The sequence below is a fragment of the Polaribacter sp. Hel1_85 genome, assembly GCF_000766795.1.
Lineage (GTDB): Bacteria > Bacteroidota > Bacteroidia > Flavobacteriales > Flavobacteriaceae > Polaribacter.
On record NZ_JPDS01000001.1, the window covers coordinates 709,854 to 735,010 of the forward strand.

Here is a 25,157-nt window from a genome sequence, read left to right on the forward strand (position 1 = left end):
TTATTACACTTCTTGTTTAATTAATTTTTCTGATTCATTTTCTTTTTCGGTATTTTCTCCATAACCCAAAATAGAAAGCAATTCGCTACTTTTTTGTTGTTCTTTAAATATTTTTGTGATGATGTTTCCATCTTCATCTCGATCAATAATTAAATGTTTTGGATGTGGTATTAAGCAATGTTGTAAACCTCCAAAACCACCAATAGATTCTTGATAAGCACCAGTATTAAAAAAGCCAATGTATAATGGATTTTCTTTTTCAAATACAGGTAAATAAATTCCGTTTATGTGTTGTTCTGAGTTGTAATAATCATCACTATCACAGGTTAAACCACCTAATAAAACACGTTCATATTGTTTGTTCCATTTATTAATTGGCAGCATAATAAAACGTTTATTTATAGCCCAAGCATCTGGTAAAGTTGTTATAAATGAAGAGTTTATCATGTTCCAACGTTCTCTATCATTTTGTTTTTTCTGATACAAAATCTCGTAAATAGCTGCACCAGATTCACCTACAGTAAAACTTCCAAATTCTGTAAAAATATTAGGTGTTTCTACACCTGCTTCATCACAAGCTTGTTTTATTTGATTGATGATTTCGTCTATCATATACTCATAATCATAATCAAAAGCCAAAGAGTTTTTAATAGGAAACCCTCCACCAATATTTAAACTATCTAAAGTTGGACAAACTTTTTTTAAGTTGATGTAAACCTTTAAACATTTCATCAACTCGTTCCAATAATACGCGTTGTCTTTAATACCTGTGTTGATAAAAAAATGTAACATTTTTAAATCAACTTGCTTATTATCTTCAATTTCACGCTCATAAAAAGAGACAATATTTTTGTAACCAATTCCTAATCTAGAAGTATAAAACTCAAACTTTGGTTCTTCTTCAGAAGCGATTCTGATACCAACATTTAGTTTTTTATCTGTTTCATCTAATAAAAGATTTAACTCTTCGTAATTATCAATAATCGGAATGCAATTTTGATGACCAGAATTGATTAAACCACCAATATTTTTTATGTATTGATCTCGTTTAAATCCGTTGCAAATAACATATGTAGTGTCTTTTATTTTACCTTCTTTTTTAAGGTTATTTACAATATCAATATCAAAAGCAGATGACGTTTCTATATGGATTTCATTTTTTAAAGCTTCATTTAAAATGTGTTTAAAATGAGAGCTTTTTGTACAATAACTATAAAAATATTTTCCTTTATAGTTATGTTTTTCCATACTGTTTTGAAACCAACCTTTTGCTTTGTTGATGTTTTCTGAAATTTTTGGTAGATACGTGAATTTTAATGGAGCGCCATATTTAGCGGTTAATTCCATTAAATTAATTCCGTGCCAAAACAATTTATTATTTTCTGTTTTAAATTCTTCCTGAGGAAAATCGAACGTTTGCTCGATTAAATCTATGTATTTTGTGTTCACTTTTGTTTTTAAATTAATTGTATGATAAATTTGTCTGAACTAAAACAAAATCAATGTTTTAGAATAGAAATTATAACCCTAGAAAAAGGATTTATATCACTGTAATATTTGCAAGTAAACTACGTGCAACTTTGAGAAAAGCTGCAATTCTTGAAGAATTGAAAATGGAGATACCTTAATTTTTTCGTTGCATTTCCAAAATGCGATATAACTATCATTCTCCGATTGAAAGTTATTTCCGAAATAAGAAAAACTAAACATTTTACTTAAATAAGTTAAACAAATGTATATTATTTTTCAATATAAAAAACAAAAGTCAAAAAAAAATAAAAAATATTTTCACCTTTAACTTTCCCTTTAAACACAAGCCTTAGAGAGCTTTATAATGAAGTTTTATAAAATAATTTTAAAAATCGAATAGAAATAAATAACCTATTCTTTCTAAAATAATGAATTTTTCAGTAAAACTATATATAGTAATAAACAAAAAAAAAGCACTGAAAATTCAGTGCTTTTTTAATAATAATTTATTCTTCAATTGGTGGATGACCATGAATTTCTTCAAAGTCTTCATCAAAATTAGCTCTTAAATAAGCATTTAGTTTTTTTCTATAATCGTCTTTTAACCAAGTAACAAAATTGTGTGTACTTTTAGAAATACATTTTGCATATCTATTAATTCTATCATCAATTTCTTCGCCTAACATTTTTGCAAGAATTAAAGCATCAAAAACATCTTCACTATTTTCAATACACATTTTTGCATGATGAACAATAGATTTCTCTAATACTCTTTTAGAAGATTCTCCTTGTCTAATAGTATCTATATATACTTTTTTCATATCGAAATAAGTATCTGTAGAATTGGCAAATTCTTTTTTAACATCAGCAGTTAATTCATACTTAAATGTACTTTCAATATCTTCATCAGATAGAATTGCATTTAAATAATAATCTGGTGCTCTAAACATTTTCTCCCAATCTAAATCTGCTCCCCAAGGACCAAATCTATGAAAGTTGTTTCCTAAATCAATTACATCAAAAGTACTTTTATCATTTAAAACCCTAGAACCACGACCAATCATTTGGTAATATAAAGTCAACGATTTTGTTGCTCTATTTAATATAATAGCTTCTATTGTTGGCTCATCAAAACCTGTAGTTAAAATACTTACAGAAGTAATAATTGCACCTGGTGTTTTATGAAACCACTTTAAAATAAGCTCTCGCTCACTTTTTGTATTTGTATTGTCTAAATGTGCAATTGGATAACCTGCTTTTTTAAACGCATGAAACACTTGTATAGAAGTGTTAATTCCGTTATTAAAAATCAAAGTTTTCTTTCCTTTTGCTGTTTCTTCATATGCAGAAACCAATTTAGAAAGCATGTCTGAATTGGTATATAAATCTTCAGAAGATTTTACAGTATAATCTCCATTAGCACCTACTTCTAATGATGTTAAACCAACATTATAAGAAAACAAATTAGCACTTGCTAAATATTCATTATCAATTAAATGCTGAATCGATTCACCAACAAATAACTCTTGATAATTCTCATACATTGGTAACTTAATGTTAGAACTCAAAGGAGTTGCTGTTACACCCAATATAAAAGATTGGTCGAAAAATTTAAAGATTTTTGTAAATGAATTATAATGCGCCTCATCAACAATTACCAAACCAATATCAGAAATATCTAGTTTATCATCATTCAACCTATTTTTTAAGGTCTCAACCATGGCTACAAAACAACTATAATCATCTTGATCATCTAATTTTGCAGTAGAATTAATGATTTTATTTGTTACACCAAATTCATTTAACATTCTAGAAGTCTGCTTACTAAGCTCAATTCTATGTGTTAAAACTAAAACTTTCTTTTTAAAAGTTTCTAAATAACGTCTTACAATTTCAGAGAAAATTACAGTTTTACCACCTCCTGTTGGCAATTGATATAATAAATGATAATCTTTAGGCGCATCTTCAAATCTTCTAAAAATTTCTTGAAGTGCATCTTTTTGATATCCGTATAATTCTTTACCTACTTTTGTTTCTGAAGTATTTATTTCTGCCAAACGATTAAAAATTTTGAGATACAAAAATAAGACTTAAAAAAGGTTTTTCATAAATTTAACCTATATAAATCTTGATAAATTTGTAATTGTTATATCATAATGTGATGCATTATGCACAGAAACACCATTATTAACAACTAATAACTGTGGAGATTGATGCATTACTTGAAAAGTATATCCTACTTCATCAGAAATATTTCTGTAGTTTAACAAGTCTAAATAATAGACTTTTAAATTTTGATGTTCTTCAGTAAAAAGCCCTTCAAAACGTTTAATAACCATACTACTAATTCCACATCGAGTAGAATGTTTGAAGATTAAAACAGTTTCTGTTTTAGAAATATCTTTAATTTCTTCTAACTGTTCCATAGAAGTTAAAGGAATCCAATTTACATATGATTTTTTTTCAGGTTCTAAATCCTTTTCTCCTTTTCTACCAAACATGCTGTTAAATATACCCATTCTAAGTTTTTGTTCTTTGTCGATACAAATATAAGAAACTTTCATCAGTCAAAAAGTCAGGAAAAACAAGACTTTACAAGACAATCTGACTTGTTTTAATAACGAATCATAGATGGTACTAAAATTGCTTTAGAATAATTAAAAAACAAAAAAACTTAGAAAATGAACTTTAATAATTATACAACAAAATCGCAAGAGACCATACAAATGGCGCAACAGATTGCGCAAGGTTTTGGTCATAATCAAATAGAAAATGAGCACATTTTTAAAGCTTTAACACAAGTTGATGAAAATGTTTTACCTTTTCTATTGAAAAAATTGAATATCAATTTAAATATTGTAGAACAAATTTTAGATAAACAATTAGAAAGTTTACCTAAAGTTTCTGGTGCAGAATTAATGCTTTCTAGAGAAGCAAGTAAAACTTTAACAGAAGCAGCTGTTATTGCTAAAAAAATGAAAGATGATTATGTTTCTATAGAACATCTAATTTTAGCAATTTTTAAATCGAAAAGTAATATTGCCCAAGTTTTAAAAGACCAAGGAGTTACAGAAAAACATTTACAAGCTGCTATTGAAGAATTACGAAAAGGAGAAAAAGTAACTTCTCAAAATCAAGAAGAAACTTATAATTCTTTAAATAAATATGCAAAGAATTTAAATCAGCTAGCAGAAGATGGCAAACTAGATCCTGTAATTGGTAGAGATGAAGAAATTCGTAGATTATTACAAATTTTATCTCGTAGAACAAAAAACAATCCACTTTTAGTTGGTGAACCAGGAACTGGTAAAACAGCTATTGCAGAAGGTTTAGCGCACAGAATTGTAGATGGTGATGTACCAGAAAATCTAAAAGATAAATTAATTTTTTCTTTAGATATGGGTGCTTTAATTGCAGGTGCAAAATATAAAGGAGAATTTGAAGAGCGTTTAAAAGCAGTAATTAAAGAAGTAACATCTTCTGATGGAGATATTGTACTTTTTATTGATGAAATTCACACTTTAGTTGGTGCTGGAGGTGGACAAGGAGCTATGGATGCTGCTAATATTTTAAAACCAGCTTTAGCTCGTGGAGAATTACGTGCAATTGGTGCAACTACGTTGGATGAATATCAAAAATATTTTGAAAAAGACAAAGCTTTAGAAAGACGTTTTCAAAAAGTACAAGTAAATGAGCCTGATACAGAAAGTGCAATTTCTATTTTAAGAGGAATTAAAGATAAGTATGAAACACACCATAAAGTTAGAATTAAAGATGAAGCTATTATTGGTGCTGTAGAATTATCGCAACGTTATATTACCAATCGTTTTTTACCAGATAAAGCCATTGATTTAATGGATGAAGCGATGGCAAAACTGCGTATGGAAATCAACTCTAAACCAGAAGAACTAGATGTTTTAGACAGAAAAGTAATGCAGTTAGAGATTGAAATTGAAGCTATTAAACGTGAAAAAGACGAAGTAAAATTAAAAGCATTACGATCTGATTTAGCTAATTTAAAAGAAGAGCGTAATGAAATGAACGCAAAATGGAAATCAGAAAAAGAGGTTGTAGATAATATTCAGAATGCAAAAGCAGCCATTGAAGATTTTAAAATGGAAGCTGAAAAAGCAGAACGCGAAGGAGATTATGGTAAAGTTGCTGAAATTAGATATGGAAAAATTAAAAAAGCGGAAGAAGATTTAGAAGAATTGCAAAACGCTTTGAAAGAAAACCAATCTGAAACTTCTTTAATAAAAGAAGAAGTAACTTATGATGATATTGCAGAAGTTGTTGCAAAATGGACTGGAGTTCCGGTTACAAAAATGATTCAGTCTGAACGTGAAAAATTATTAAGACTAGAAAGCCAATTGCATAAAAGAGTTGTTGGACAAGAAGAAGCAATTGTTGCAGTTTCTGATGCCGTTAGACGTTCTAGAGCTGGTTTGCAAAACCCAAATAAACCAATAGGTAGTTTCTTATTTTTAGGAACAACAGGTGTTGGTAAAACAGAGTTAGCAAAAGCGTTGGCAGAATATATGTTTGATGATGAAAACGCAATGACACGTATTGATATGAGTGAATATCAAGAAAAACATTCTGTAAGTAGATTGGTTGGAGCGCCTCCAGGATATGTTGGTTATGATGAAGGAGGACAATTAACAGAAGCTGTAAGAAGAAGACCTTATTCTGTAGTACTTTTAGATGAAATTGAAAAAGCACATCCAGATACTTTTAATGTTTTATTACAAGTGTTAGATGAAGGTAGGTTAACAGATAATAAAGGACGTGTTGCAGATTTTAAAAACACCATTATCATCATGACATCAAACATGGGAAGTCATATAATTCAAGAGAAATTTGATAACCTAAAAGGTGATGTTGAAACAACTATGGAATTAGCTAAAGTAGAAGTTTTAGGGTTGTTAAAACAGTCTGTTAGACCAGAGTTTTTAAATAGAATTGATGATATCATCATGTTTGCACCATTGTCTAAAGAAAACATTCAAGAAATTGTAAGAATACAATTAAATAGTGTTAAAAAAATGGCTGCAGAGCAAAACATAACTTTAGATGCCACAGATGAAGCTATTAACTATTTAGCAATAAAAGGGTATCAGCCAGAATTTGGAGCAAGACCTGTAAAAAGAGTGATTCAGAAAGAAGTATTAAATCAACTTTCTAAAGAAATCTTATCAGGAAAAGTTACTACAGATAGCATTGTTTTGTTAGATGCTTTTGATGATAAACTAGTGTTTAGAAATCAATCTGATTTGGTTGAAAATGAATAATTTTAAGTTTGTTAAATTAGAAAAAGCGGTGTTTGAAAAAACATCGCTTTTTCTTTTTTGTTATATTCGTTCTTTAAATAAAATCTTATGAAGAAATATTTATTCCTTTTTGTTTTCGCTTTTTGCGTACTAAGTGCTTGTACTTCTGATGAAACAACAACCTATTATTTAATTCGTCATGCTGAAAAAGACAGAACTGATAAAACTAATAGGAATCCTAATTTGAATGAAAAAGGCTTGGAAAGAGCAAGAAAATGGGCAGCATATTTTAAAAATATTGATTTAGATGCTGTGTATTCTACAAATTATAATAGAACGCAACAAACTGCAAAACCAACTGCAGAAAGTAAAAAACTAGAAATTAATAGTTATGACCCTAGAAATATGTATGATTCAATTTTTAAAAATAATACAAAAGGAAAAACTGTTTTAGTTGTTGGTCATAGCAATACAACACCAGCATTTGTAAATAAAATTTTGAATAAAAAAGACTACCCAGATATGGATGATCATGACAATGCTAGCTTATATATTGTTACTATTTCTGGAGAAAAGACAACAAGTAAAATAGAGAAAGTAAATTAAAAAAACACAAAGCTTACAAACAAGTTTAGCCCAGATTGAACGGTCTGTTTGAGCTCTTTTTTTTATGCTGAACTAGATTCAGTTTTTGTTGCAATAATAAAAATAGTTTTTAAAATAGAGAGATCCTGAAATAAATTAAGCATAAGAAAAAAGCGAGTAGTGAAAGCTGGAAATTGCTTCAAAAAAAATATACTTCTATTTGTCTAAAAAAGTAACTTCAATATCTTTTAAAACAATTTCAGATACTTTTTTAAGCTCATTATTTTCAAAAGATTTATCGATATCAATTAATGAAATATCTTTGTTTAAAGGCTTGTAATTATGATAATCTGCAAAACGAATTCCGTTTTTTACACATTGTTCTTTTAAAACTCTAAAACGCTTTCCTCCATCATTTGTGTGGTATGAATAAGCCAAGTAATCTACTAAAAAGTCTTCTTTACCAATCCAATAAATAAAGACGTCTTCAAAATCTTCTCCTCCTCCATTTTCTGAAAAAGTAATTTTAACTTTATAATATTTTTTTCCATTTATAGTTGATGAAGGTAATAGCTTTTTAATAACAGCTTTATCATTTAAACCAAAAGGTAACACAGAAAAATAATGTACAGAATTTACTGAATTTGCATATTTTGAAGCTTCTTCTTTAGATAATTTTTGTTCTTTTAAGTTGATAAATCTTTTAAAACCATCGTTTGTTAGACCATCAATAATTGAATCAAATTCTCTAATCAGTTTAAAATCACCATTTTGTCTGTAGGCAAAATATTCTTTATCTCTAAACTTGAATTTAATTTCGGAATTTGCCACCTTATCTGCACCAGAATACAGAATTGTTTTATCAATAACTTCTTGAGCAGTTAATTTTGGTTCTGAGGGTTTACAAGAAATTAAAAAAGCTAAAAAAAGTATCGATAAAAATTTCATTTGGTTTTGTTTCATTTGATTGGTAACAGAATTCAAAATTACATTTCTTTGACCAAAGTAAAAATGTATCTTTGTTAAAAATTATTTAAACATAAATCAGTCTATGGCTGTTCAGAAAAAGATAAACATACAAAATAAAAAAGCACGTTTCGAATTTGAAATTCTAGACAAATTTGTAGCCGGAATTCAATTAACAGGAACAGAAATTAAGTCTATACGCTTAAGTCAAGCAAGAATTACAGAGAGTTTTTGTGAGTTTAATGATCGTGGAGAATTGTTTATTGTAAATATGTACATTCAAGAATATATGTTTGGACATCATTTTAATCATAAGCCAAAAAGCGAACGTAGATTATTGTTAAATAAACGCGAATTACGTAGCTTAAGAAAAGATGTTGAGGCCAAAGGAAATACTATTGTTCCCTTACGTTTGTTTTTAAATGATAGAGGTTTGGCTAAACTAGAAATTGCTTTGGCAAAAGGTAAGCAAACACATGATAAACGCGAAACTCTAAAAGATAGAGACAACAAGCGTGATTTAGCCAGAATTAAAAAGAATTTTAACGCATAATGGCTTTTTTAAAACTCATTCGTTACAAAAACCTATTCATGGTTTTATTAACGATGATTTTAACTAAATATGCCTTACTTTATTCTTTTATAACCAACAGTTTTTTAACTCATTTCGAATTTTCTATTTTAACTTTAAGCGTGCTATTAATAACTGCTGGAGGTTATATTATAAATGATATTTATGATGTAGAAGCCGATAGACTAAATAAACCAAACAAGGTTTTTATTGATGTAATTATTTCAAAAAAAAATGCTTGGAGAAGTTATTTTCTATTGACTTTTATTGGATTGTTTCTAAGTGTATTTCTATCATTTTATAAAGATCTTAGTTATTTTAGTTTCGTCTTTATTTTTACTTCGTTTGGTTTATTTCTATATTCTAAATACTTAAAAAAACTTCCTTTACTTGGTAATTTTATTATTTCTGTTTTTATTGCTTTCGTTATTTATCTCGTTTATTTATATGACTTTAAATATATTGAATTTTGGAAATTAACTCATAAAGAAGCAGAAAATTCAGTTTTATTTTTACATGTTTGGATTACTGTAATTCTTTATGCTGCATTTTCATTTTTAACAACCTTAATTAGAGAAATCATAAAAGACATAGAAGACATTAATGGAGATTTAAAAATAAAAGCAAAAACATTACCAATTATTATAGGTAGAAAAAGAGCTTCTAAAGTCGCTTTTTTCTTTAGTGCAGTGTTATTATTATTTCTTTTAATAATATTACAATACATTAAAAAAGATAGATTATTATTAATATATGGTATTGTTTTTATTCTATTACCACTACTCTATTTTATGTGTAAATTATGGTTTTCTAAAAGTAAAAAAGCTTTTTCTGAATTGAGTAATTTAATGAAAGTGATTATGTTATTTGGAATTTTATCTATGTTACTATTTAGATGCTTAGACTAATAGATTACTGAAATTTTAGAAAATAACTTTGAATATAATGACACAAATACACGGTTCAACAATTACACAATAAAAATGTTAAGAGAAAAATTAAAAGGTTATAATGTAATATTAGCTTCAAAATCTCCAAGAAGACAACAATTCTTTAAAGATTTAGATATCGATTTTACAATTCAATTGAAAGAAGTAGAAGAGATTTATCCTCTAGAATTAAAAGGTATTGAAATCACCGATTTTTTAGCAGATTTAAAATCGAAAGCATTTAAAAGTTTATCAGAAAAAGATTTGTTAATCACTTCTGATACTATTGTTTGGTTAGATAATGTTGCTTTAGGAAAACCAAAAGATGCAAAAGATGCTTTTAAAATGTTAAGAGCATTATCTGGTAAAAAACACGAAGTAATTACATCTATAAGTATAAAGAGTAAAAAAAATCAAAAAATTATAAATGATGTAACTACAGTTTCTTTTAAAGAATTATCTGATGAAGAAATCAATTATTACATTAAAAATTACAAACCTTTTGACAAAGCTGGTGCTTATGGAATTCAAGAATGGATTGGCTATATAGCTATTGACAACTTAGAAGGCAGTTATTTTAATGTAGTTGGTTTGCCTATTCATAAACTCTATGCAGAATTGATGAAATTATAAATAAACAACTTAAATGAACAATATATATGCGTTAATTATCAGATAGTTACTTAAAAACTAACAAAATAGGTAATATAGCATATAAAGTCATTAAATCTGTTGTTTTCAGTAACTCATAAATCTACTACTTTTGCACTCGCAAAATAAAAAAATAATTATGATTACAAGCAATCAAAAAACAAACGGAGAAAGTAAAGTTGGAACACCAGCAAAAAATTTCAGTCGCACAAATTCTATAGTTTGGAATTTAAAAAGACGTTATAGATAAATAAAAAATCTTTAAATTATAAAAAAAGAGTTCATTTAAAAATGAGCTCTTTTTTTATTCCAAAAATCCTTTTTTCAGAAAAATTTGAAGTAATACTTCTCTATTTATGCTTTTACATTCCTTATTTTAAGTTGAAATAGATTTTATTTAGTATTCCTATAGTTTTTTCGTTCAAGATTAAACCTAAACTTCAAATAAAAGTTTATTTTTACGCAAATTTTACAACACAACAATTTATAATGAAAAAATACACGTACACAGAAAAAAAAGATACACGTTCTGGCTTTGGTGATGGTTTAACAGAATTAGGAAGAACAAATCCAAACGTAGTTGCTTTATGTGCAGATTTAATTGGTTCTTTAAAAATGAATCAATTTATTAAAGAAAACCCTGAAAGATTTTTTCAAATTGGTATTGCAGAAGCAAACATGATGGGAATTGCAGCAGGATTAACAATTGGCGGTAAAATTCCTTTTACAGGTACATTTGCAAACTTTTCTACAGGTAGAGTGTATGATCAAATTCGTCAATCTATTGCATATTCAGATAAGAATGTAAAAATTTGTGCTTCACATGCTGGTTTAACATTAGGAGAAGATGGAGCTACACACCAAATATTAGAAGATATTGGTTTGATGAAAATGTTGCCTGGAATGACAGTAATTAACACTTGTGATTACAATCAAACAAAAGCAGCTACAATTGCAATTGCAGAGCATGAAGGACCAGTTTATTTAAGATTTGGTCGTCCAGTAGTTCCTATTTTTATGCCAGATTACAAAGAAGAAAAATTTGAAATTGGTAAAGGAATTCAATTAACAGAAGGAACTGATGTAACTATTGTTGCAACAGGGCATTTAGTTTGGGAAGCTTTACAAGCATCAGAAAAATTAGAAGAACAAGGTATTTCTGCAGAGGTAATTAATATTCATACAATTAAGCCTTTAGATGAAGATATTATCTTAAAGTCTGTAGCAAAAACAGGTTGTATTGTTACTGCTGAAGAGCATAATAAATTGGGTGGTTTAGGTGAAAGTGTTGCAAGAACTTTAGCTTTAAACAATCCAACTCCACAAGAGTTTGTAGCAACAAATGATACTTTTGGAGAATCTGGAACTCCAGCACAATTAATGGTAAAATATGGTTTGGATGCAGATTCAGTTGTTGCTGCTGTTAAAAAAGTAATTTCGAGAAAATAATAACGTTTTAAGTTTTAAAAGCGTCTTTATATTAACTATAAATAAAAAATGATGAAAAAAGTAATTTTAATTTTGTGTTTAGCTTTCGGATTTAGTCAAATTTCAAACGCTCAGGTAGCTTTTGGGTTAAAAGGTGGTTTAAACTACAACTCAAATTCTATTAAAGAAGTAAAAACTGATGTTTTTGATGGAGCTAAAAGTAAGACTGGTTATCATGCTGGTATTTGGTTGCGTTTTAAAATTCCGGTTATAGGTTTATATCTAAGACCAGAATTAGTTTATACTAATTTAGAAAATGAAGTTACCTATGATAATAGTGTTGCTGCTGCAAAAACTACAACATATAATTTTCAAAAAATTGATATACCTGTTTTATTAGGAAAAAAGATTTTTGGAATTGGTAATATATATGTAGGTCCTTCCTTTCAATATATTTTAGATTCTGATTTTGGATTTGATGATATTAAAGATGTAGAAACTAGTGGATTTACTGCTGGTTTACAATTTGGTGGAGGTATTGAATTAGGAAAGTTAGGAATTGATGTACGTTGGGAAAGAGCTTTTTCTGGAGTTGAATCTACTTTTATTGGAACTGCAGGAGATGTAAATTTTGATACTAGAGTAAATCAAATTATTGTTGGTTTATCTTATAGATTATAAGAATACAATCTTATAATTAAAAAATCCAGTGAATATGAATTCACTGGATTTTTTTGTTTAAAATTCTAAAATCTTATGAATTCAACAATGATGGAGTATTAAGTATTAACTCTATTTTCTTTATAATTACAGTAATTTGATTCATTTGTAATTCTATATTTCTAAAGTACATACTAATATCTCTATTTACCCAACTTTCAGAAATAACTCTTGCTCCTAAACTAATTCTTAAAACTGCACTTTGATTATCATCTCCATATTTTACATTAACTGCTTGACCTATATGACATTTTTGAGCTGCAAGTCTAATTGTTTCTAAAGAAGAACCTTTAAATTGCTCTGATAAATCAGAATTCAACAATACATATAGTTTTTTTACTTTATCTACAGGTAATGCTTCACTATTTTTAAGAATGAAAAAAGGAAAAATTGTACGAATATTTTTAATTCTAAATTCTTCGTTATTATAAGTACTAGCATTTATTTCATTCCCATAAATTGGTTCTAAAAAAGTAGCATCTTTTATAGAGTCTTCCACAAAATTGCAAAACATTTCTATTCCCATATTTCTATAAAGAACTGGGGTTTTAAAATACCTATCCATCTCAACAATGGCAGCTTTCCAACGCATATAAGAACCATAATTAAAACCTTCTGATAGTTCTTTTGAGCAAAACCAAGAAGTTGGCCAATCTGAATGATTAAAATATTCTGTTAATCCTTCTGGCAACTTATTCTTAGAAGAATCTATTAATTTACTTACACTTTCAGGAAAAATCAAAGCACCAGAATATGGAGGCCCTGTAAAATACTTACTTCCAGTAATACTCATAATGTATCCTTTTTCAAGATATTTTCTAATATCAGCTGGATCTAACCTTAGTTGAGCTGCATCTATAATTACTTGCATTGATAAATTTTCGAGTACTTCTAATTTCTGCATCATTTCTTCACTAGGAGATTGATATCCTAATTTGGAGTGATCCATTACATGTAATACAACTTGTCTTCCTAATTTGTTAGTTTCTGAAATAGCCCTAAAAACTTCTTCATCTAATTGTGAAGTTGATTTTAATTGACCTTTTTCATCTCTAAAAGGAATTTTAATCAATTCTACATCTCTAAAACCTTTAATTCTTTCGCCTTTACTAATTGGAAAATTAAGAGCTGTTGTGTTTTCAAAATGACATCCTTTTAAAGCTGCAGGTACTCCACTACCCGTTTCATCTGAAGCTACTAAAACATGAGTAATTTCTTTTTTTGTAACAATTTGAGTAATTGCTGCAATTTGAAGAGAAGAATCTGTACCTGAAGGTGAAAAAATGATTTCACATTCATTTTTTAACTTAAATAATGTTTTAAGATTATTCTTTAATGATTCAGCAAAATCTATTGTAGTATCAATAAATCCATTTTTTAAGCTATTCTTAATTAATATACTTCTTACTTTATCTGCTTTATCAAAAGCAAAATTAGAAACACTTGTTGCTGTAGAAGAAGCAAATGTAAACGCCTCTGGCCTAGGAAAAGGTCTACAACCATATTTATTTAACAAATCAATTTCATCAATATTTAATCTAAGATCACCTCCATCCATTAATAGATATTCAGTAGGCTTTGCAAGATTTTCTAAAATAGGTTTCCAAGATTCTTTAAAATTTTTGTTCTCTTTTTTTAAACCATGAAAATTTTCTAATTCTTTATATTTATCTAAATCTGCAGTATTTACTTCTTCTTCTTTTTTAATTTTATCAATTAAATAATAATGAACATTTTGTAATTTTTCTTTATCTTCTTTCGGTAATAATTTATAAAAAATTCGAGTAACTTTTAATGCAGCTAAATCGCATAAAACAGTATTTTCTTTATTATTTAAAGCTTTATACCAAAGTTGCCACTCTATACCATATCTTAAATAAACTAAAGCTAAAACAGGATTTTTTAAATATAAAGAACCAATTATAATCGATTTATTTGGTACAATTTTAAATACATCTGGCTGACTATTAGATGTAATTATATTGATATTATTTATTTTAGGTACTGTGTTAAATCTTTTTAAAACATGAACCAAGTAATTCACATTTTCTTTTTCAAATAAAGGTGTTCTTTTGTATTGGTTTTCTAGGGATATGTTATTTGTCATAAGTACTTTAAATTAAAACGTTCATCAGAACGAGGGTCTCAAATGAGAATTTTTTAACTGATTTCTAACCAATATAGGTTTCTTATTTTTTTATTTTAATATTTCTAATTCATCCATGTTATAAGCAGGACATTCTCCACAAACTTTAGGATCTTGTTTACCATCAATTAACTTGAAACATGTGTTGCATTTGTACCAATCTTTATCAAATTCGAAGTCTCCTCCTTTAATCAATATTGCTTTTCCTTCTACAAAAGATTGTCCAATTTTTTTTAAGGCACTGTTGTAAATTCTGGTCAATGTTGGTCTTGAAACTTCCATCTTTTCAGCTGCTTCAATTTGAGACAGACTATCATAAATAACCAACTTAATAGACTCATACTCTTCATACTGCAAATTAATATGCTCTTTTTTATCTATCTTAATACCAAAAGGCTCAAAACCAAGCATTTTTGGTGGATTATTTATTTTTCTTTTCTTTTTAGGGCGTGGCATTTGTCTATTTTATGAATAGTTCTATAATATCTATAAAAAATAGAATTATTATTAACGTTAAGAATAATTAAGCGGTAATAATAATTCTATTTTTTATAACTAAAATCTTGTACAAAGATAATGAACTTGCGTTCATAATTTAAAAAAAGAACTACTTTTAAGAAAAAATTAAGACAATTATTATTTATAAAAAACAGGTGTTTTTACTGTTGACTTTTTCTTACAAAAATCCTAACTTAGCTAACGCCGATTATAAGTCACTTGTACTGAACTTGATTCAGTATTAAAACGACATCATAATCGTCTTAAGTTAGCCAAAATATAAATAGATAAACTAAATATGGATGAATTCAGAAAAGATTAAAACACCTGGTATTTACATCAATGAGGTAAGTGCTTTTGGTAATGCTATAGTGCCAGTTGCGACAGCTGTTCCTGCTTTTATAGGCTATACGCCTCAAGCATCTTATGAAGGAAAGTCTTATGTAAATGTTCCTCAGAAGATTACCTCTTTAGACCAATTTCAAGCAATTTATTGTTATCCAGATAAGGATAAACAATACAACCCAGAATATTATTTGATAAAACAAAAAAGCTTACCAGAACAAGGAGATTATATGCAAGTTAGAGCAGACTATTATTCAATAGTTCCAGACCCCAACACCATTTATTATTTATATAATAGTATTAAACTGTTCTATGAAAACGGTGGTGGAGATGCATATATCGTTTCTGTAGGCTCGTACGGAGCACCGTCGGGAAAACCAATGAAGCCTGGAAGCCAAATCATTAATCCAAATGTGCAATTAGGTGATTTAAAAAAAGGATTGGCTTTATTAAAAAATGAAGAGGAACCAACCATGTACATCTGCCCTGAAGCTACTTTACTTCCAGTAGCGGCAAACGGCACTTTAATGGGAGAAATGTTATTACAAAATGCTGAAATGGGAACAGCAATAAGTATTTTCGACATTATTGGAGGACGTAATCCCGATCCAATTATGTATACAAACGATATTGAAACTTTCAGAAATAACACAGGTACTAATGGACTGAATTTTGGAACAGCTTACTATCCATTTATTGGTACTACCATTATGCAGAATACAGATATTGATTACACTAACTTATTTGGTGGAGATACTAAGCAGTTAGAAGCCCTGTTAAGCCCTGCAGATGCACCAAATCCTAATGTTTCTAAAATATTAGAGAATTTAGATGCGTTAACAGTTAGTCAAAATCAAGCCGCTCTAATCAATTCAAGTAAAGTTTATGCCTTAATGATTAAGCATATTCTTTCCGATGCCAATATGTTACCACCAAGTGCAGGAATAGCAGGAGTAATCACTGTAAAAGATAATGAAGTAGGTCCTTGGCAAGCACCTGCGAATACTTCTATTTTAGGTGCAGCAAGTTTACCAATTAGGTTATCGGATAGTCAACAAGAAAACCTAAACGTAGATGCTGTTTCCGGTAAATCAATTAATGCCATTCGTTTTTTTAACGGATTAGGAATATTAATTTGGGGAGCTAGGACCTTAGATGGTAATAGTTTAGACTGGAGATATCTTCCTGTAAGACGTACCGTGACATTCTTAGAGCAATCGTGTAAACTAGCGACTCATGCTTACGTTTTTGAACCTAACGACGCTAATACTTGGAAAGGAGTTATTGCTATGATATCTAGTTTTTTGACAGGTATTTGGAAGGAAGGTGGATTACAAGGGGCAAGTGCAGCAGATGCTTTCTCTATTCAATGTGGGTTAGGTTCAACTATGACTCCAGAAGATATTTTAGAAGGATTTATGAAAGTAACCGTGAAAGTCGCAGTTGTTCACCCAGCAGAATTTATTGTATTAACATTTGAGCAACAAATGGCAAAATCTTAAAAAATACTTTGGCTAACACCAAATAAACCATATTGAAACAATGGTTTATTCAAAACGTTAGCTAATCACAAAAAAAACTCCAGTTACTGAAATAAATACAGTATAAAGGAGGCTTTTTTGATATCAAAAATATGTATTTTATTTATTCAAATACATTTTACGTCTAGAATATAAATCGTAAAAATCATCGTCTTTTAAACTATCTATAAATAAGATACTTTCTTCAATCGAATAAATCTTATAAATTACGGTAGCATTATAAAACTGTAAAGCTCAAATTGAGATCAAAATTTGTAAAATTTACTTTTTTGGTGTAGATTAGCACCAAAATAATACATTATGGCAAGACAGAGTATTTCATTTACGCAACCAAATGATGAATGGTTGAAAGATCAAGTTGACAGAAAAGAATATACTACTAAAAGTGAGCTTGTAAATGATTTAATTAGACAAGCAAGAAAACAGCAAAGACAAATTGACTGGATTAGTGCTAAATTAGAAAAAGCAGAAAATAGCGGATTTACGAATTTAAGTAAAGAACAAATATTAGCAGAATCTAAGTCGTTAATTTAATGGCTACTTATAAACTAAGTAATTTAGCAAAAGAAAACTTAATAAGAATTCATAAATACGGAATTGAAAATTTCGGAATGATTCAAGCTGATAAATACTTCGATTCTTTTTTTAAGAACTTTGATATTATCGCTGAAAACCCATTTTATTTTGAATCGGTAGATTACATAAAACATGGATATAGACGCTGTGTTTCTGGTTCTGATAGTATCTACTTTAAAGTAAATAACAATATTGTAGAAATTATGGCGATAATTGGAAAACAAGATTTAAAAAATATTCTCTGATTTCTAAAATTACAGTTACCTACAAAAAACTTCACAACAAGCCATAAACGAGACATTAGTATATTTCACAAAAAAAAGCATCCAAAATTGAATGCTTTTTTTAATATATCAAAAATGATACTTTTTATTTATTCAAATACATTTTACGTCTAGAGTATAAATCGTAAAAATCATCATCTTTTAAACTATCTATAAATAAGATACTTTCTCCAGTAGATTTCATTTCTGGTCCTAATTTTTTATCAACATTAGGAAACTTGTTAAAAGAAAAAACAGGTTGTTTAATTGCAAAACCTTCTAACTGAGGGTTAAAATTAAAGTCTGTTACTTTATTATGACCTAACATTACTTTAGTTGCATAATTTACATATGGCTCTTTGTATGCTTTTGCAATAAAAGGTACAGTTCTAGAAGCTCTTGGGTTTGCTTCAATAATATAAACAATATCATCTTTAATTGCAAACTGAATATTTATCAATCCAACAGTTTTTAATTCTGTTGCAATTGTACTTGTGTGATCTTTAATCTGTTGCATTACAAATTCACCTAAATTAAAGGCTGGTAAAGTTGCGTTAGAATCTCCAGAGTGGATTCCACAAGGCTCAATATGTTCCATAATACCTATAATGTACACGTTACCATCAGCATCACAAATTGCATCAGCTTCTGCTTCAATTGCACCATCTAAGTAATGATCTAACAATAATTTATTACCAGGCATTCTACCTAATAAATCAACTACATGTTTTACCAATTCTTCTTTATTGATGACAATTTTCATTCCTTGTCCGCCTAAAACGTAAGAAGGTCTTACCAAAATTGGGAAATCTAATTGATCTGCTAAATCTAACGCTTCATCAGCTGTTTCTGCAATACCATATTCTGGAAAAGGAATTTTATTCTCTTTTAACATCGCTGAAAATCTTCCTCTATCTTCTGCTATATCTAACGCTTCAAAAGAAGTACCGATTATTTTAATTCCGTATTTTGTTAACTTCTCTGCTAACTTTAAAGCTGTTTGTCCTCCTAATTGTACAATAACTCCTTCTGGTTTTTCATGACGAATAATGTCATAAATATGTTCCCAAAAAACAGGCTCGAAATATAATTTATCTGCGGTATCAAAATCTGTGGAAACCGTTTCTGGGTTACAGTTTATCATAATTGTTTCGTAACCACATTCTGCCGCTGCTAAAACTCCATGTACACAACAGTAATCAAACTCAATTCCTTGACCAATTCTGTTTGGTCCAGAACCTAAAACAATAATTTTCTTTTTATCAGTTACAATACTTTCGTTTGCAATGGTAATTTGTCCATCTGAAGTTTCAATTTCGTTTTCGAATGTTGAATAATAATAAGGAGTTTTTGCCTTAAATTCTGCAGCACAAGTATCAACTAATTTAAAAACACGTTGTACTTTTAATTCTTCTCTTTTTGTATATACTTGACTTTCTAAACAATCTAGCATGTGTGCTATTTGTCTATCTCCATATCCTTTTTGCTTTGCCTCTAACAACAAATCTCTTTGAATAGTATCTATAGTATATGTAGAAATTTCTTTCTGCAATTGAAACAACTCTTCATATTGCTTTAAATACCACATGTCAATTTTTGTGATATCATGAATCTGGCTTAATGGAATTCCGATAGCAATAGCATCGTAAATAGCAAAAACACGGTCCCAACTTGCATTGGTTAATTTATCTATAATTTGGTTGTAATTTGTGTAGCCTTTTCCATCTGCACCTAAACCATTTCTTTTTATCTCTAAAGATTGTGTTGCTTTATGTAATGCTTCTTGAAAAGAACGTCCAATTCCCATTACTTCTCCAACAGATTTCATTTGTAAACCTAAAGTTCTGTCTGAACCTTCAAATTTATCAAAATTCCAACGTGGTATTTTTACGATTACATAATCTAACGTTGGCTCAAATAAAGCTGAAGTTGATTTTGTAATTCCGTTTTCTAATTCGTCTAAAGAATACCCAATAGCTAATTTTGTAGCTACTTTTGCAATAGGATATCCTGTTGCTTTAGAAGCTAAAGCTGATGAACGAGAAACACGTGGATTAATTTCGATAGCAATAATATCTTCATTTTCGTCTGGCGAAACTGCAAACTGTACGTTACAACCTCCTTCAAAATCTCCAATAGAACGCATCATGTGAATTGCCATGTCACGCATTTTCTGAAAAGTAGTGTCAGAAAGTGTCATTGCTGGGGCAACTGTAATAGAATCTCCAGTATGAATTCCCATAGGATCCATATTTTCGATAGAACAGATAATTACAACATTGTCGTTCTTATCTCTCAATAATTCTAATTCGTATTCTTTCCATCCCATCATTGCTTTATCAATCATCACCTCATGAATTGGTGATGCTTCTAAACCTCGACTTAATAATTCGTCAAAATCTTTTGGATCATAAACAATTGAAGCTCCTGCTCCACCTAATGTATATGAAGAACGAATTACTAATGGAAAACCAAATTCTTGCGCAATTTCTTTCCCTTTTAAGAAAGATGTTGCTGTAGCTTGAGGCGCCATTGGCACATCAATCTTTATCATTAATTCTCTAAATTGTTCTCTATCTTCAGTAATATTAATAGCATTGATGTCTACACCAATTAATTTTACATTAAAATCTTCCCAAATTCCTTTATCATCTGCTTCAATACATAAATTTAAAGCAGTTTGTCCACCCATTGTTGGTAAAACAGCATCAATTTGTGGGTGCTCTTTTAAAATTTGAATAATTGATTTTGTTGTTAAAGGCAGCAAGTAAATATGATCAGCCATAGAAGGGTCTGTCATAATAGTTGCAGGATTCGAGTTAATTAAAATAGTTTCGATTCCATCTTCCCTTAAAGAACGTAATGATTGTGAACCAGAATAATCAAATTCACAAGCTTGTCCAATAACAATAGGTCCAGATCCGATAATTAAAACTGATTTGAGGTCTTTTCTTTTTGGCATTGTGTTGTTGTTGTAATATTGTTGTTGTTGTTGTAATGTTGTTGTTGCACAAAAATAGTTAGTGCTTGGATATAAAAAAAGGTGTTACTTAAAAAAGTAACACCTAATATATTAACAATTGTTAATCATTTATTTTTTATGTCTAGTTTCAGTAGAAACAGAAATTTTCTTTCTTCCTTTTGCTCTTCTACGAGCTAATACCTTTCTACCGTTAGCAGAAGCCATTCTTTCCATGAAACCATGTTTGTTTCTTCTCTTTCTCTTTGACGGTTGGTAAGTTCTTTTTGGCATTATTTGTATTTTTAAATGTCTTCTATTATTTTTTTTGTTGCTTAACTAATTTACATCGTTAAAAGCGTGGGCAAATATACAACTGTTTTTATTTATGACAAATACTATTTTAAAAAAAAATGAAATATTTTTTACAGATGCAAAATTACAAATTTTACAAATGTTTTTGCCTTTTTTATTTGTGATAAATTTTAGAGTTAGTACTTTTGCGCAAACCTAAGAACACCATGAGTAATACTAAATACGTTTTTGTAACAGGAGGCGTAACTTCATCACTTGGAAAAGGAATAATTGCAGCTTCTTTAGCCAAATTATTACAGCAAAGAGGCTTTTCTGTAACGATCCAAAAACTAGACCCTTATATTAATATAGATCCAGGAACCTTAAATCCGTACGAACATGGAGAGTGTTATGTTACAGATGATGGAGCAGAAACTGATTTAGACCTTGGTCATTATGAACGTTTTTTAAACATTCCAACAAGTCAGGCTAACAATGTAACTACAGGTAAAATTTATCAATCTGTAATTAATAAAGAGCGTAAAGGAGAATTTTTAGGAAAAACGGTACAAGTTATTCCTCATATTACTGACGAAATTAAACGTAGAATTCAGATATTAGGTGAAACGGGTGATTATGATATTGTAATTACAGAGATTGGTGGAACTGTTGGTGATATTGAATCTTTACCTTATGTAGAGTCTGTAAGACAAATGCTTTGGGAAAAAGGTGAAGAAAATGCAATTGTTATTCATTTAACTTTAGTGCCTTATTTAGCTGCTGCTGGTGAATTAAAAACAAAACCAACACAACATTCTGTAAAAATGTTAATACAGAGTGGTGTGAGCCCAGATATATTAGTGTGTAGAACAGAACATGAAATTTCTGATGACATTAAACGCAAACTTGCTTTATTCTGTAATGTTAAGAAAGAAGATGTTATACAATCTATAGATGCAGAAACTATTTACGATGTACCTAACTTAATGTTAGAACAAGGTTTAGACACTGTTGTATTAAATAAATTAAAATTATCTTCTAAAGGAGAACCAGAATTAAAAGTTTGGAACAACTTCTTACAAAAACATAAAAACCCAAAATCTGAAGTAGAAATTGCTTTAATTGGTAAATACATTGAGTTACAAGATTCTTATAAATCGATTACAGAAGCTTTTATTCATGCAGGTTCTTCAAACGAAACAAAAGTAAAAGTACGTTGGGTACATTCAGAAAGTTTAACTCCAAAGAATTTTGAAAAGAAATTAAAAGGAGTAAATGGAATTTTAGTGGCTCCTGGTTTTGGTGATAGAGGGATTGATGGAAAAATAAAAGCAGTGCAATATGCAAGAGAAAATAATATTCCTTTTTTCGGAATTTGTTTGGGAATGCAAATGGCTGTTATAGAATTTGCTAAAAACGTTTTAGGTTTAGAAGATGCTTTTTCAACAGAAATGAAAAAAGATTGTAAAAACCCTGTTATCAACTTAATGGAAAGCCAAAAAGATGTTACAGAAAAAGGTGGAACAATGCGTTTAGGAGCTTGGGATTGTAAACTTAAAAAAGATTCTAATGCATACAATGCATATCAATCTGAAAACATTAGTGAACGTCATAGACATCGTTTTGAGTTTAATAATGATTACTTAGCTCAAATTGAATTGAAAGGAATGAAAGCTACAGGTTTCAATCCTAAAACCGGATTGGTAGAAGTTGTAGAAATACCTAAACATCCTTGGTTTGTTGGTGTACAATATCATCCAGAATATAAAAGTACCGTTTTAAAACCACATCCATTATTTGTAGATTTTATTAAAGCTGCTTTAAAACAGTCTCAAAAATAATTACGGAATACTATTTGAACTATAATAATGTATAAATTATAAAGTAGTATAAACAATATAAATCTGCTTTTTCACTACATTTGTCGCGCTTTTATCAGAAGATATTTTTGATTTAATGACAAATTGACATTTTAAAATAACACATGGAACAAAAAAAATTCGATATCAATTCTTTTATAGGAATGGTTTTATTAGGAGGTATTTTATTATACTGGATAAACACTAGCAAACCAGATGAAACAATTGATCCTTCAACGAATACAGAACAAGTTGTAAACAATGCAAACAATACTACAACTACTATTACAGACAATAAACCCGTTTTTGAAAACGATTCTTTAAAACAAGTAGCTTTCGCTAATAAATTAGGCGCTTTTGCACAAAGTGCGATTAATGGTACAGAAGGAACTTCTGTTTTAGAAAATGAATTGGTAAAATTAACTATCAATAATAAAGGTGGACAAATAGTAGAAGCTCTAATCAAGAATTATAAAACGTATGATTCTTTACCTTTATATATGATAAAAGATAAGAACTCATCTTTTAACATCAACTTTGGTACAACAGATAATAGAATTTTAAACACTAAAGATTTGTTCTTTGCTCCTACTATTTCTAAAAATGGAGAAAGTACAATCGTTTCTATGAAGTTGAAAGTTTCTGACACTCAATTTCTTGAATATAGATACGAAATGAAACCGAATGAATATATGGTTAATTTCGCAGTTCGTTCACAAGGTTTAAGCAATGTAATTAACTCATCTAACCCAATTAATTTAGATTGGTCTTTAGATGGTTACAGACATGAAAAAAGTTTAAAAACTGAGAATACTATGTATTCTTACTACTATTTTAAAACGGAAGATGAAGTAGATTATTTAAATGCCGGTAAATCTGATGTTGTAAATGATGTGGATTGGGTTGCTTATAAACAACATTTTTTCACATCTAACTTATTAACAGATACTCCTTTTAATAACGCAACAGTAACTTCTACCGATTTAATTAAGAATGAAGAAATTGATACTGTTTATACAAAAAGATTTGAGTTAAAAACTCCTTTAGAATTATCTAATGGTGAGCTAAATTATAACATGAAATGGTTTTATGGACCAAGTGATTATAATTTACTAAAGACTTTTAAAGGAACAGATTTAGATCAAACTGCAGATTTAGGTTGGGGTATTTTTGGATTCTTAAACAGAACTGTATTTTATCCTGTATTTAATTTCTTAAAAGGATTTTTATCTAACTATGGATTAATTATTATCCTGATGACCATTGTTGTTAGAATCATCATGTCTCCTTTAGTTTATAAATCTTATTTATCGAGTGCAAAAATGAAGGTTATTAGACCAGAATTAACTGCTTTAAATGAGAAATACCCAGGAAAAGAAAACGCAATGAAACGTCAGCAAGAAACTATGGCTATTCAGCGAAAAGCTGGAGTAAGCATGTTGTCTGGTTGTATACCAGCATTATTACAAATGCCTGTTTTCTTTGCATTATTTAAGTTTTTTCCAACAAACTTATCTTTAAGACAAGAAAACTTTTTATGGGCAAATGATTTATCTTCTTACGATATGATTTACAAATTGCCATTTAAAATTCCATTTTATGGAGATCATGTAAGTTTATTTCCAATATTAGCTTCTGTAGCGATTTTCTTTTACATGAAAATGAACCAAAGTCAACAAGCAAACATGCAAGCGCCTACGCAAGAAGGTATGCCAGACATGGGGAAAATGATGAAGTATATGATTTACTTCTCTCCTATTATGATGTTGTTCTTCTTTAATAATTATGCAAGTAGTTTAAGTTTGTACTACTTTGTTTCTAACTTATTAACCATTGCAATTATGTTAGTTATTAAGAACTATGTAATTGATGAGGATAAAATTCATGCTCAAATAGAAGAAAACAAAAAGAAACCAGAGAAAGCGAAGAGTAAATTCCGTCAGAAAATTGATACTGCTATGAAACAAGCGCAGGAACAACAAGCACAACAGAAAAAAGGCAAAAAATAGAAAGCAACGCTTTCCTATAATTAAAAAAACCGAAACTTATTTGTTTCGGTTTTTTATGCTTTAAAACAAGGTTATTT

General features: G+C 29.0%; 20 protein-coding genes. 12 read left to right on the plus strand and 8 right to left on the minus strand.

Annotated features, from left to right (window positions below; translation table 11 throughout):
* Positions 1-3 precede the first annotated feature (3 nt).
* The 3 genes from PHEL85_RS03095 to ytxJ all read right to left on the minus strand — a co-directional run bounded on the left by PHEL85_RS03095 (position 4) and on the right by ytxJ (position 3,989).
* Complete coding sequence (locus PHEL85_RS03095) at positions 4-1,449, minus strand: arginine decarboxylase (protein WP_036820877.1); 1,446 nt, start codon at positions 1,447-1,449, stop codon at positions 4-6.
* A gap of 527 nt (positions 1,450-1,976) precedes the next feature.
* Positions 1,977-3,527 (minus strand): DEAD/DEAH box helicase, encoded by a 1,551-nt coding sequence (locus PHEL85_RS03100; protein WP_036820886.1) that lies wholly within the window; start codon positions 3,525-3,527, stop codon positions 1,977-1,979.
* Positions 3,528-3,587: 60 nt separating this feature from the next.
* Positions 3,588-3,989 (minus strand): bacillithiol system redox-active protein YtxJ, encoded by a 402-nt coding sequence (gene ytxJ, locus PHEL85_RS03105; protein ID WP_036823055.1) that lies wholly within the window; start codon positions 3,987-3,989, stop codon positions 3,588-3,590.
* Between the two features lie 162 nt (positions 3,990-4,151).
* Here ytxJ and clpB point away from each other — a divergent pair, with 162 nt between their 5' ends.
* Entirely contained in the window at positions 4,152-6,761 is a 2,610-nt protein-coding gene (clpB, locus tag PHEL85_RS03110) for an ATP-dependent chaperone ClpB (RefSeq protein WP_036820890.1), read from the plus strand.
* Positions 6,762-6,848: 87 nt separating this feature from the next.
* Positions 6,849-7,346 (plus strand): SixA phosphatase family protein, encoded by a 498-nt coding sequence (locus PHEL85_RS03115; RefSeq protein WP_036820893.1) that lies wholly within the window; start codon positions 6,849-6,851, stop codon positions 7,344-7,346.
* Positions 7,347-7,541: 195 nt separating this feature from the next.
* Here PHEL85_RS03115 and PHEL85_RS03120 read toward each other — a convergent pair whose 3' ends face one another.
* Positions 7,542-8,273, minus strand: coding sequence for a DUF6503 family protein (locus PHEL85_RS03120; RefSeq protein ID WP_036823058.1), 732 nt, complete (start codon positions 8,271-8,273; stop codon positions 7,542-7,544).
* 103 nt (positions 8,274-8,376) lie between these two features.
* Between PHEL85_RS03120 and smpB the strand changes: the two genes are divergently transcribed.
* The 5 genes from smpB (at position 8,377) to PHEL85_RS03145 (ending at position 12,551) form a co-directional block, all read left to right on the plus strand.
* Positions 8,377-8,844, plus strand: a complete 468-nt coding sequence (gene smpB / locus PHEL85_RS03125) for an SsrA-binding protein SmpB (protein WP_036820896.1) — start codon at positions 8,377-8,379, stop codon at positions 8,842-8,844.
* A 38-nt stretch (positions 8,845-8,882) separates the two neighbouring features.
* Positions 8,883-9,770 (plus strand): geranylgeranylglycerol-phosphate geranylgeranyltransferase, encoded by an 888-nt coding sequence (locus tag PHEL85_RS03130; RefSeq protein WP_036820899.1) that lies wholly within the window; start codon positions 8,883-8,885, stop codon positions 9,768-9,770.
* 75 nt (positions 9,771-9,845) lie between these two features.
* The gene (locus tag PHEL85_RS03135) at positions 9,846-10,424 is read left to right on the plus strand and encodes a Maf family nucleotide pyrophosphatase (protein ID WP_036820901.1); all 579 of its coding nucleotides are present in this window, start codon (positions 9,846-9,848) and stop codon (positions 10,422-10,424) included.
* A gap of 507 nt (positions 10,425-10,931) precedes the next feature.
* A complete protein-coding gene (locus PHEL85_RS03140) occupies positions 10,932-11,891 on the plus strand; it encodes a transketolase family protein (RefSeq protein ID WP_036820903.1) in 960 nt (319 codons plus the stop codon).
* 48 nt (positions 11,892-11,939) lie between these two features.
* On the plus strand, positions 11,940-12,551 hold the full coding sequence (locus tag PHEL85_RS03145) for a porin family protein (RefSeq protein ID WP_235318222.1): 612 nt from the start codon (positions 11,940-11,942) through the stop codon (positions 12,549-12,551).
* 73 nt (positions 12,552-12,624) lie between these two features.
* On the opposite strand, the gene PHEL85_RS03150 is transcribed toward PHEL85_RS03145, so the two are convergent.
* Positions 12,625-14,697 (minus strand): hypothetical protein, encoded by a 2,073-nt coding sequence (locus tag PHEL85_RS03150; protein WP_036820908.1) that lies wholly within the window; start codon positions 14,695-14,697, stop codon positions 12,625-12,627.
* 90 nt (positions 14,698-14,787) lie between these two features.
* Positions 14,788-15,192 (minus strand): DUF134 domain-containing protein, encoded by a 405-nt coding sequence (locus tag PHEL85_RS03155; RefSeq protein WP_036820911.1) that lies wholly within the window; start codon positions 15,190-15,192, stop codon positions 14,788-14,790.
* 344 nt (positions 15,193-15,536) lie between these two features.
* Between PHEL85_RS03155 and PHEL85_RS03160 the strand changes: the two genes are divergently transcribed.
* The 3 genes from PHEL85_RS03160 (at position 15,537) to PHEL85_RS03170 (ending at position 17,941) form a co-directional block, all read left to right on the plus strand.
* Positions 15,537-17,081 carry a phage tail sheath family protein gene (locus PHEL85_RS03160; protein WP_036820915.1) on the plus strand — a complete coding sequence of 515 codons (1,545 nt, stop codon included), beginning with the start codon at positions 15,537-15,539 and terminating at the stop codon, positions 17,079-17,081.
* Positions 17,082-17,420: 339 nt separating this feature from the next.
* Positions 17,421-17,654: a type II toxin-antitoxin system ParD family antitoxin gene (locus PHEL85_RS03165; protein ID WP_036820919.1), complete on the plus strand. Its 234-nt coding sequence runs from the start codon at positions 17,421-17,423 to the stop codon at positions 17,652-17,654.
* A complete protein-coding gene (locus PHEL85_RS03170) occupies positions 17,654-17,941 on the plus strand; it encodes a type II toxin-antitoxin system RelE/ParE family toxin (RefSeq protein ID WP_036820922.1) in 288 nt (95 codons plus the stop codon). The genes PHEL85_RS03165 and PHEL85_RS03170 overlap by 1 nt, the downstream gene beginning before the upstream one ends.
* 124 nt (positions 17,942-18,065) lie before the next feature.
* On the opposite strand, the gene carB is transcribed toward PHEL85_RS03170, so the two are convergent.
* Both carB and rpmH read right to left on the minus strand, forming a co-directional pair.
* Complete coding sequence (gene carB, locus PHEL85_RS03175; RefSeq protein WP_036820924.1) at positions 18,066-20,921, minus strand: carbamoyl-phosphate synthase large subunit; 2,856 nt, start codon at positions 20,919-20,921, stop codon at positions 18,066-18,068.
* 129 nt (positions 20,922-21,050) lie between these two features.
* On the minus strand, positions 21,051-21,212 hold the full coding sequence (rpmH, locus tag PHEL85_RS03180; protein WP_036820926.1) for a 50S ribosomal protein L34: 162 nt from the start codon (positions 21,210-21,212) through the stop codon (positions 21,051-21,053).
* 227 nt (positions 21,213-21,439) lie between these two features.
* Between rpmH and PHEL85_RS03185 the strand changes: the two genes are divergently transcribed.
* Both PHEL85_RS03185 and yidC read left to right on the plus strand, forming a co-directional pair.
* Positions 21,440-23,053, plus strand: coding sequence for a CTP synthase (locus PHEL85_RS03185; protein ID WP_036820929.1), 1,614 nt, complete (start codon positions 21,440-21,442; stop codon positions 23,051-23,053).
* A gap of 143 nt (positions 23,054-23,196) precedes the next feature.
* On the plus strand, positions 23,197-25,080 hold the full coding sequence (gene yidC / locus PHEL85_RS03190) for a membrane protein insertase YidC (RefSeq protein WP_036820933.1): 1,884 nt from the start codon (positions 23,197-23,199) through the stop codon (positions 25,078-25,080).
* Positions 25,081-25,157 lie beyond the last annotated feature (77 nt).

Bases quoted from the DNA above. Each gene is read 5' to 3' on its own strand.
- ytxJ (WP_036823055.1), bottom strand. From the start codon at position 3,989: ATGGGTATATTTAACAGCATGTTTGGTAGAAAAGGAGAAAAGGATTTA.
- clpB (WP_036820890.1), top strand. From the start codon at position 4,152: ATGAACTTTAATAATTATACAACAAAATCGCAAGAGACCATACAAATG.
- PHEL85_RS03115 (WP_036820893.1), top strand. From the start codon at position 6,849: ATGAAGAAATATTTATTCCTTTTTGTTTTCGCTTTTTGCGTACTAAGT.
- PHEL85_RS03120 (WP_036823058.1), bottom strand. From the start codon at position 8,273: ATGAAATTTTTATCGATACTTTTTTTAGCTTTTTTAATTTCTTGTAAA.
- smpB (WP_036820896.1), top strand. From the start codon at position 8,377: ATGGCTGTTCAGAAAAAGATAAACATACAAAATAAAAAAGCACGTTTC.
- PHEL85_RS03130 (WP_036820899.1), top strand. From the start codon at position 8,883: ATGGTTTTATTAACGATGATTTTAACTAAATATGCCTTACTTTATTCT.
- PHEL85_RS03135 (WP_036820901.1), top strand. From the start codon at position 9,846: ATGTTAAGAGAAAAATTAAAAGGTTATAATGTAATATTAGCTTCAAAA.
- PHEL85_RS03140 (WP_036820903.1), top strand. From the start codon at position 10,932: ATGAAAAAATACACGTACACAGAAAAAAAAGATACACGTTCTGGCTTT.
- PHEL85_RS03145 (WP_235318222.1), top strand. From the start codon at position 11,940: ATGATGAAAAAAGTAATTTTAATTTTGTGTTTAGCTTTCGGATTTAGT.
- PHEL85_RS03150 (WP_036820908.1), bottom strand. From the start codon at position 14,697: ATGACAAATAACATATCCCTAGAAAACCAATACAAAAGAACACCTTTA.
- PHEL85_RS03155 (WP_036820911.1), bottom strand. From the start codon at position 15,192: ATGCCACGCCCTAAAAAGAAAAGAAAAATAAATAATCCACCAAAAATG.
- PHEL85_RS03160 (WP_036820915.1), top strand. From the start codon at position 15,537: ATGAATTCAGAAAAGATTAAAACACCTGGTATTTACATCAATGAGGTA.
- PHEL85_RS03165 (WP_036820919.1), top strand. From the start codon at position 17,421: ATGGCAAGACAGAGTATTTCATTTACGCAACCAAATGATGAATGGTTG.
- PHEL85_RS03170 (WP_036820922.1), top strand. From the start codon at position 17,654: ATGGCTACTTATAAACTAAGTAATTTAGCAAAAGAAAACTTAATAAGA.
- carB (WP_036820924.1), bottom strand. From the start codon at position 20,921: ATGCCAAAAAGAAAAGACCTCAAATCAGTTTTAATTATCGGATCTGGA.
- rpmH (WP_036820926.1), bottom strand. From the start codon at position 21,212: ATGCCAAAAAGAACTTACCAACCGTCAAAGAGAAAGAGAAGAAACAAA.
- PHEL85_RS03185 (WP_036820929.1), top strand. From the start codon at position 21,440: ATGAGTAATACTAAATACGTTTTTGTAACAGGAGGCGTAACTTCATCA.
- yidC (WP_036820933.1), top strand. From the start codon at position 23,197: ATGGAACAAAAAAAATTCGATATCAATTCTTTTATAGGAATGGTTTTA.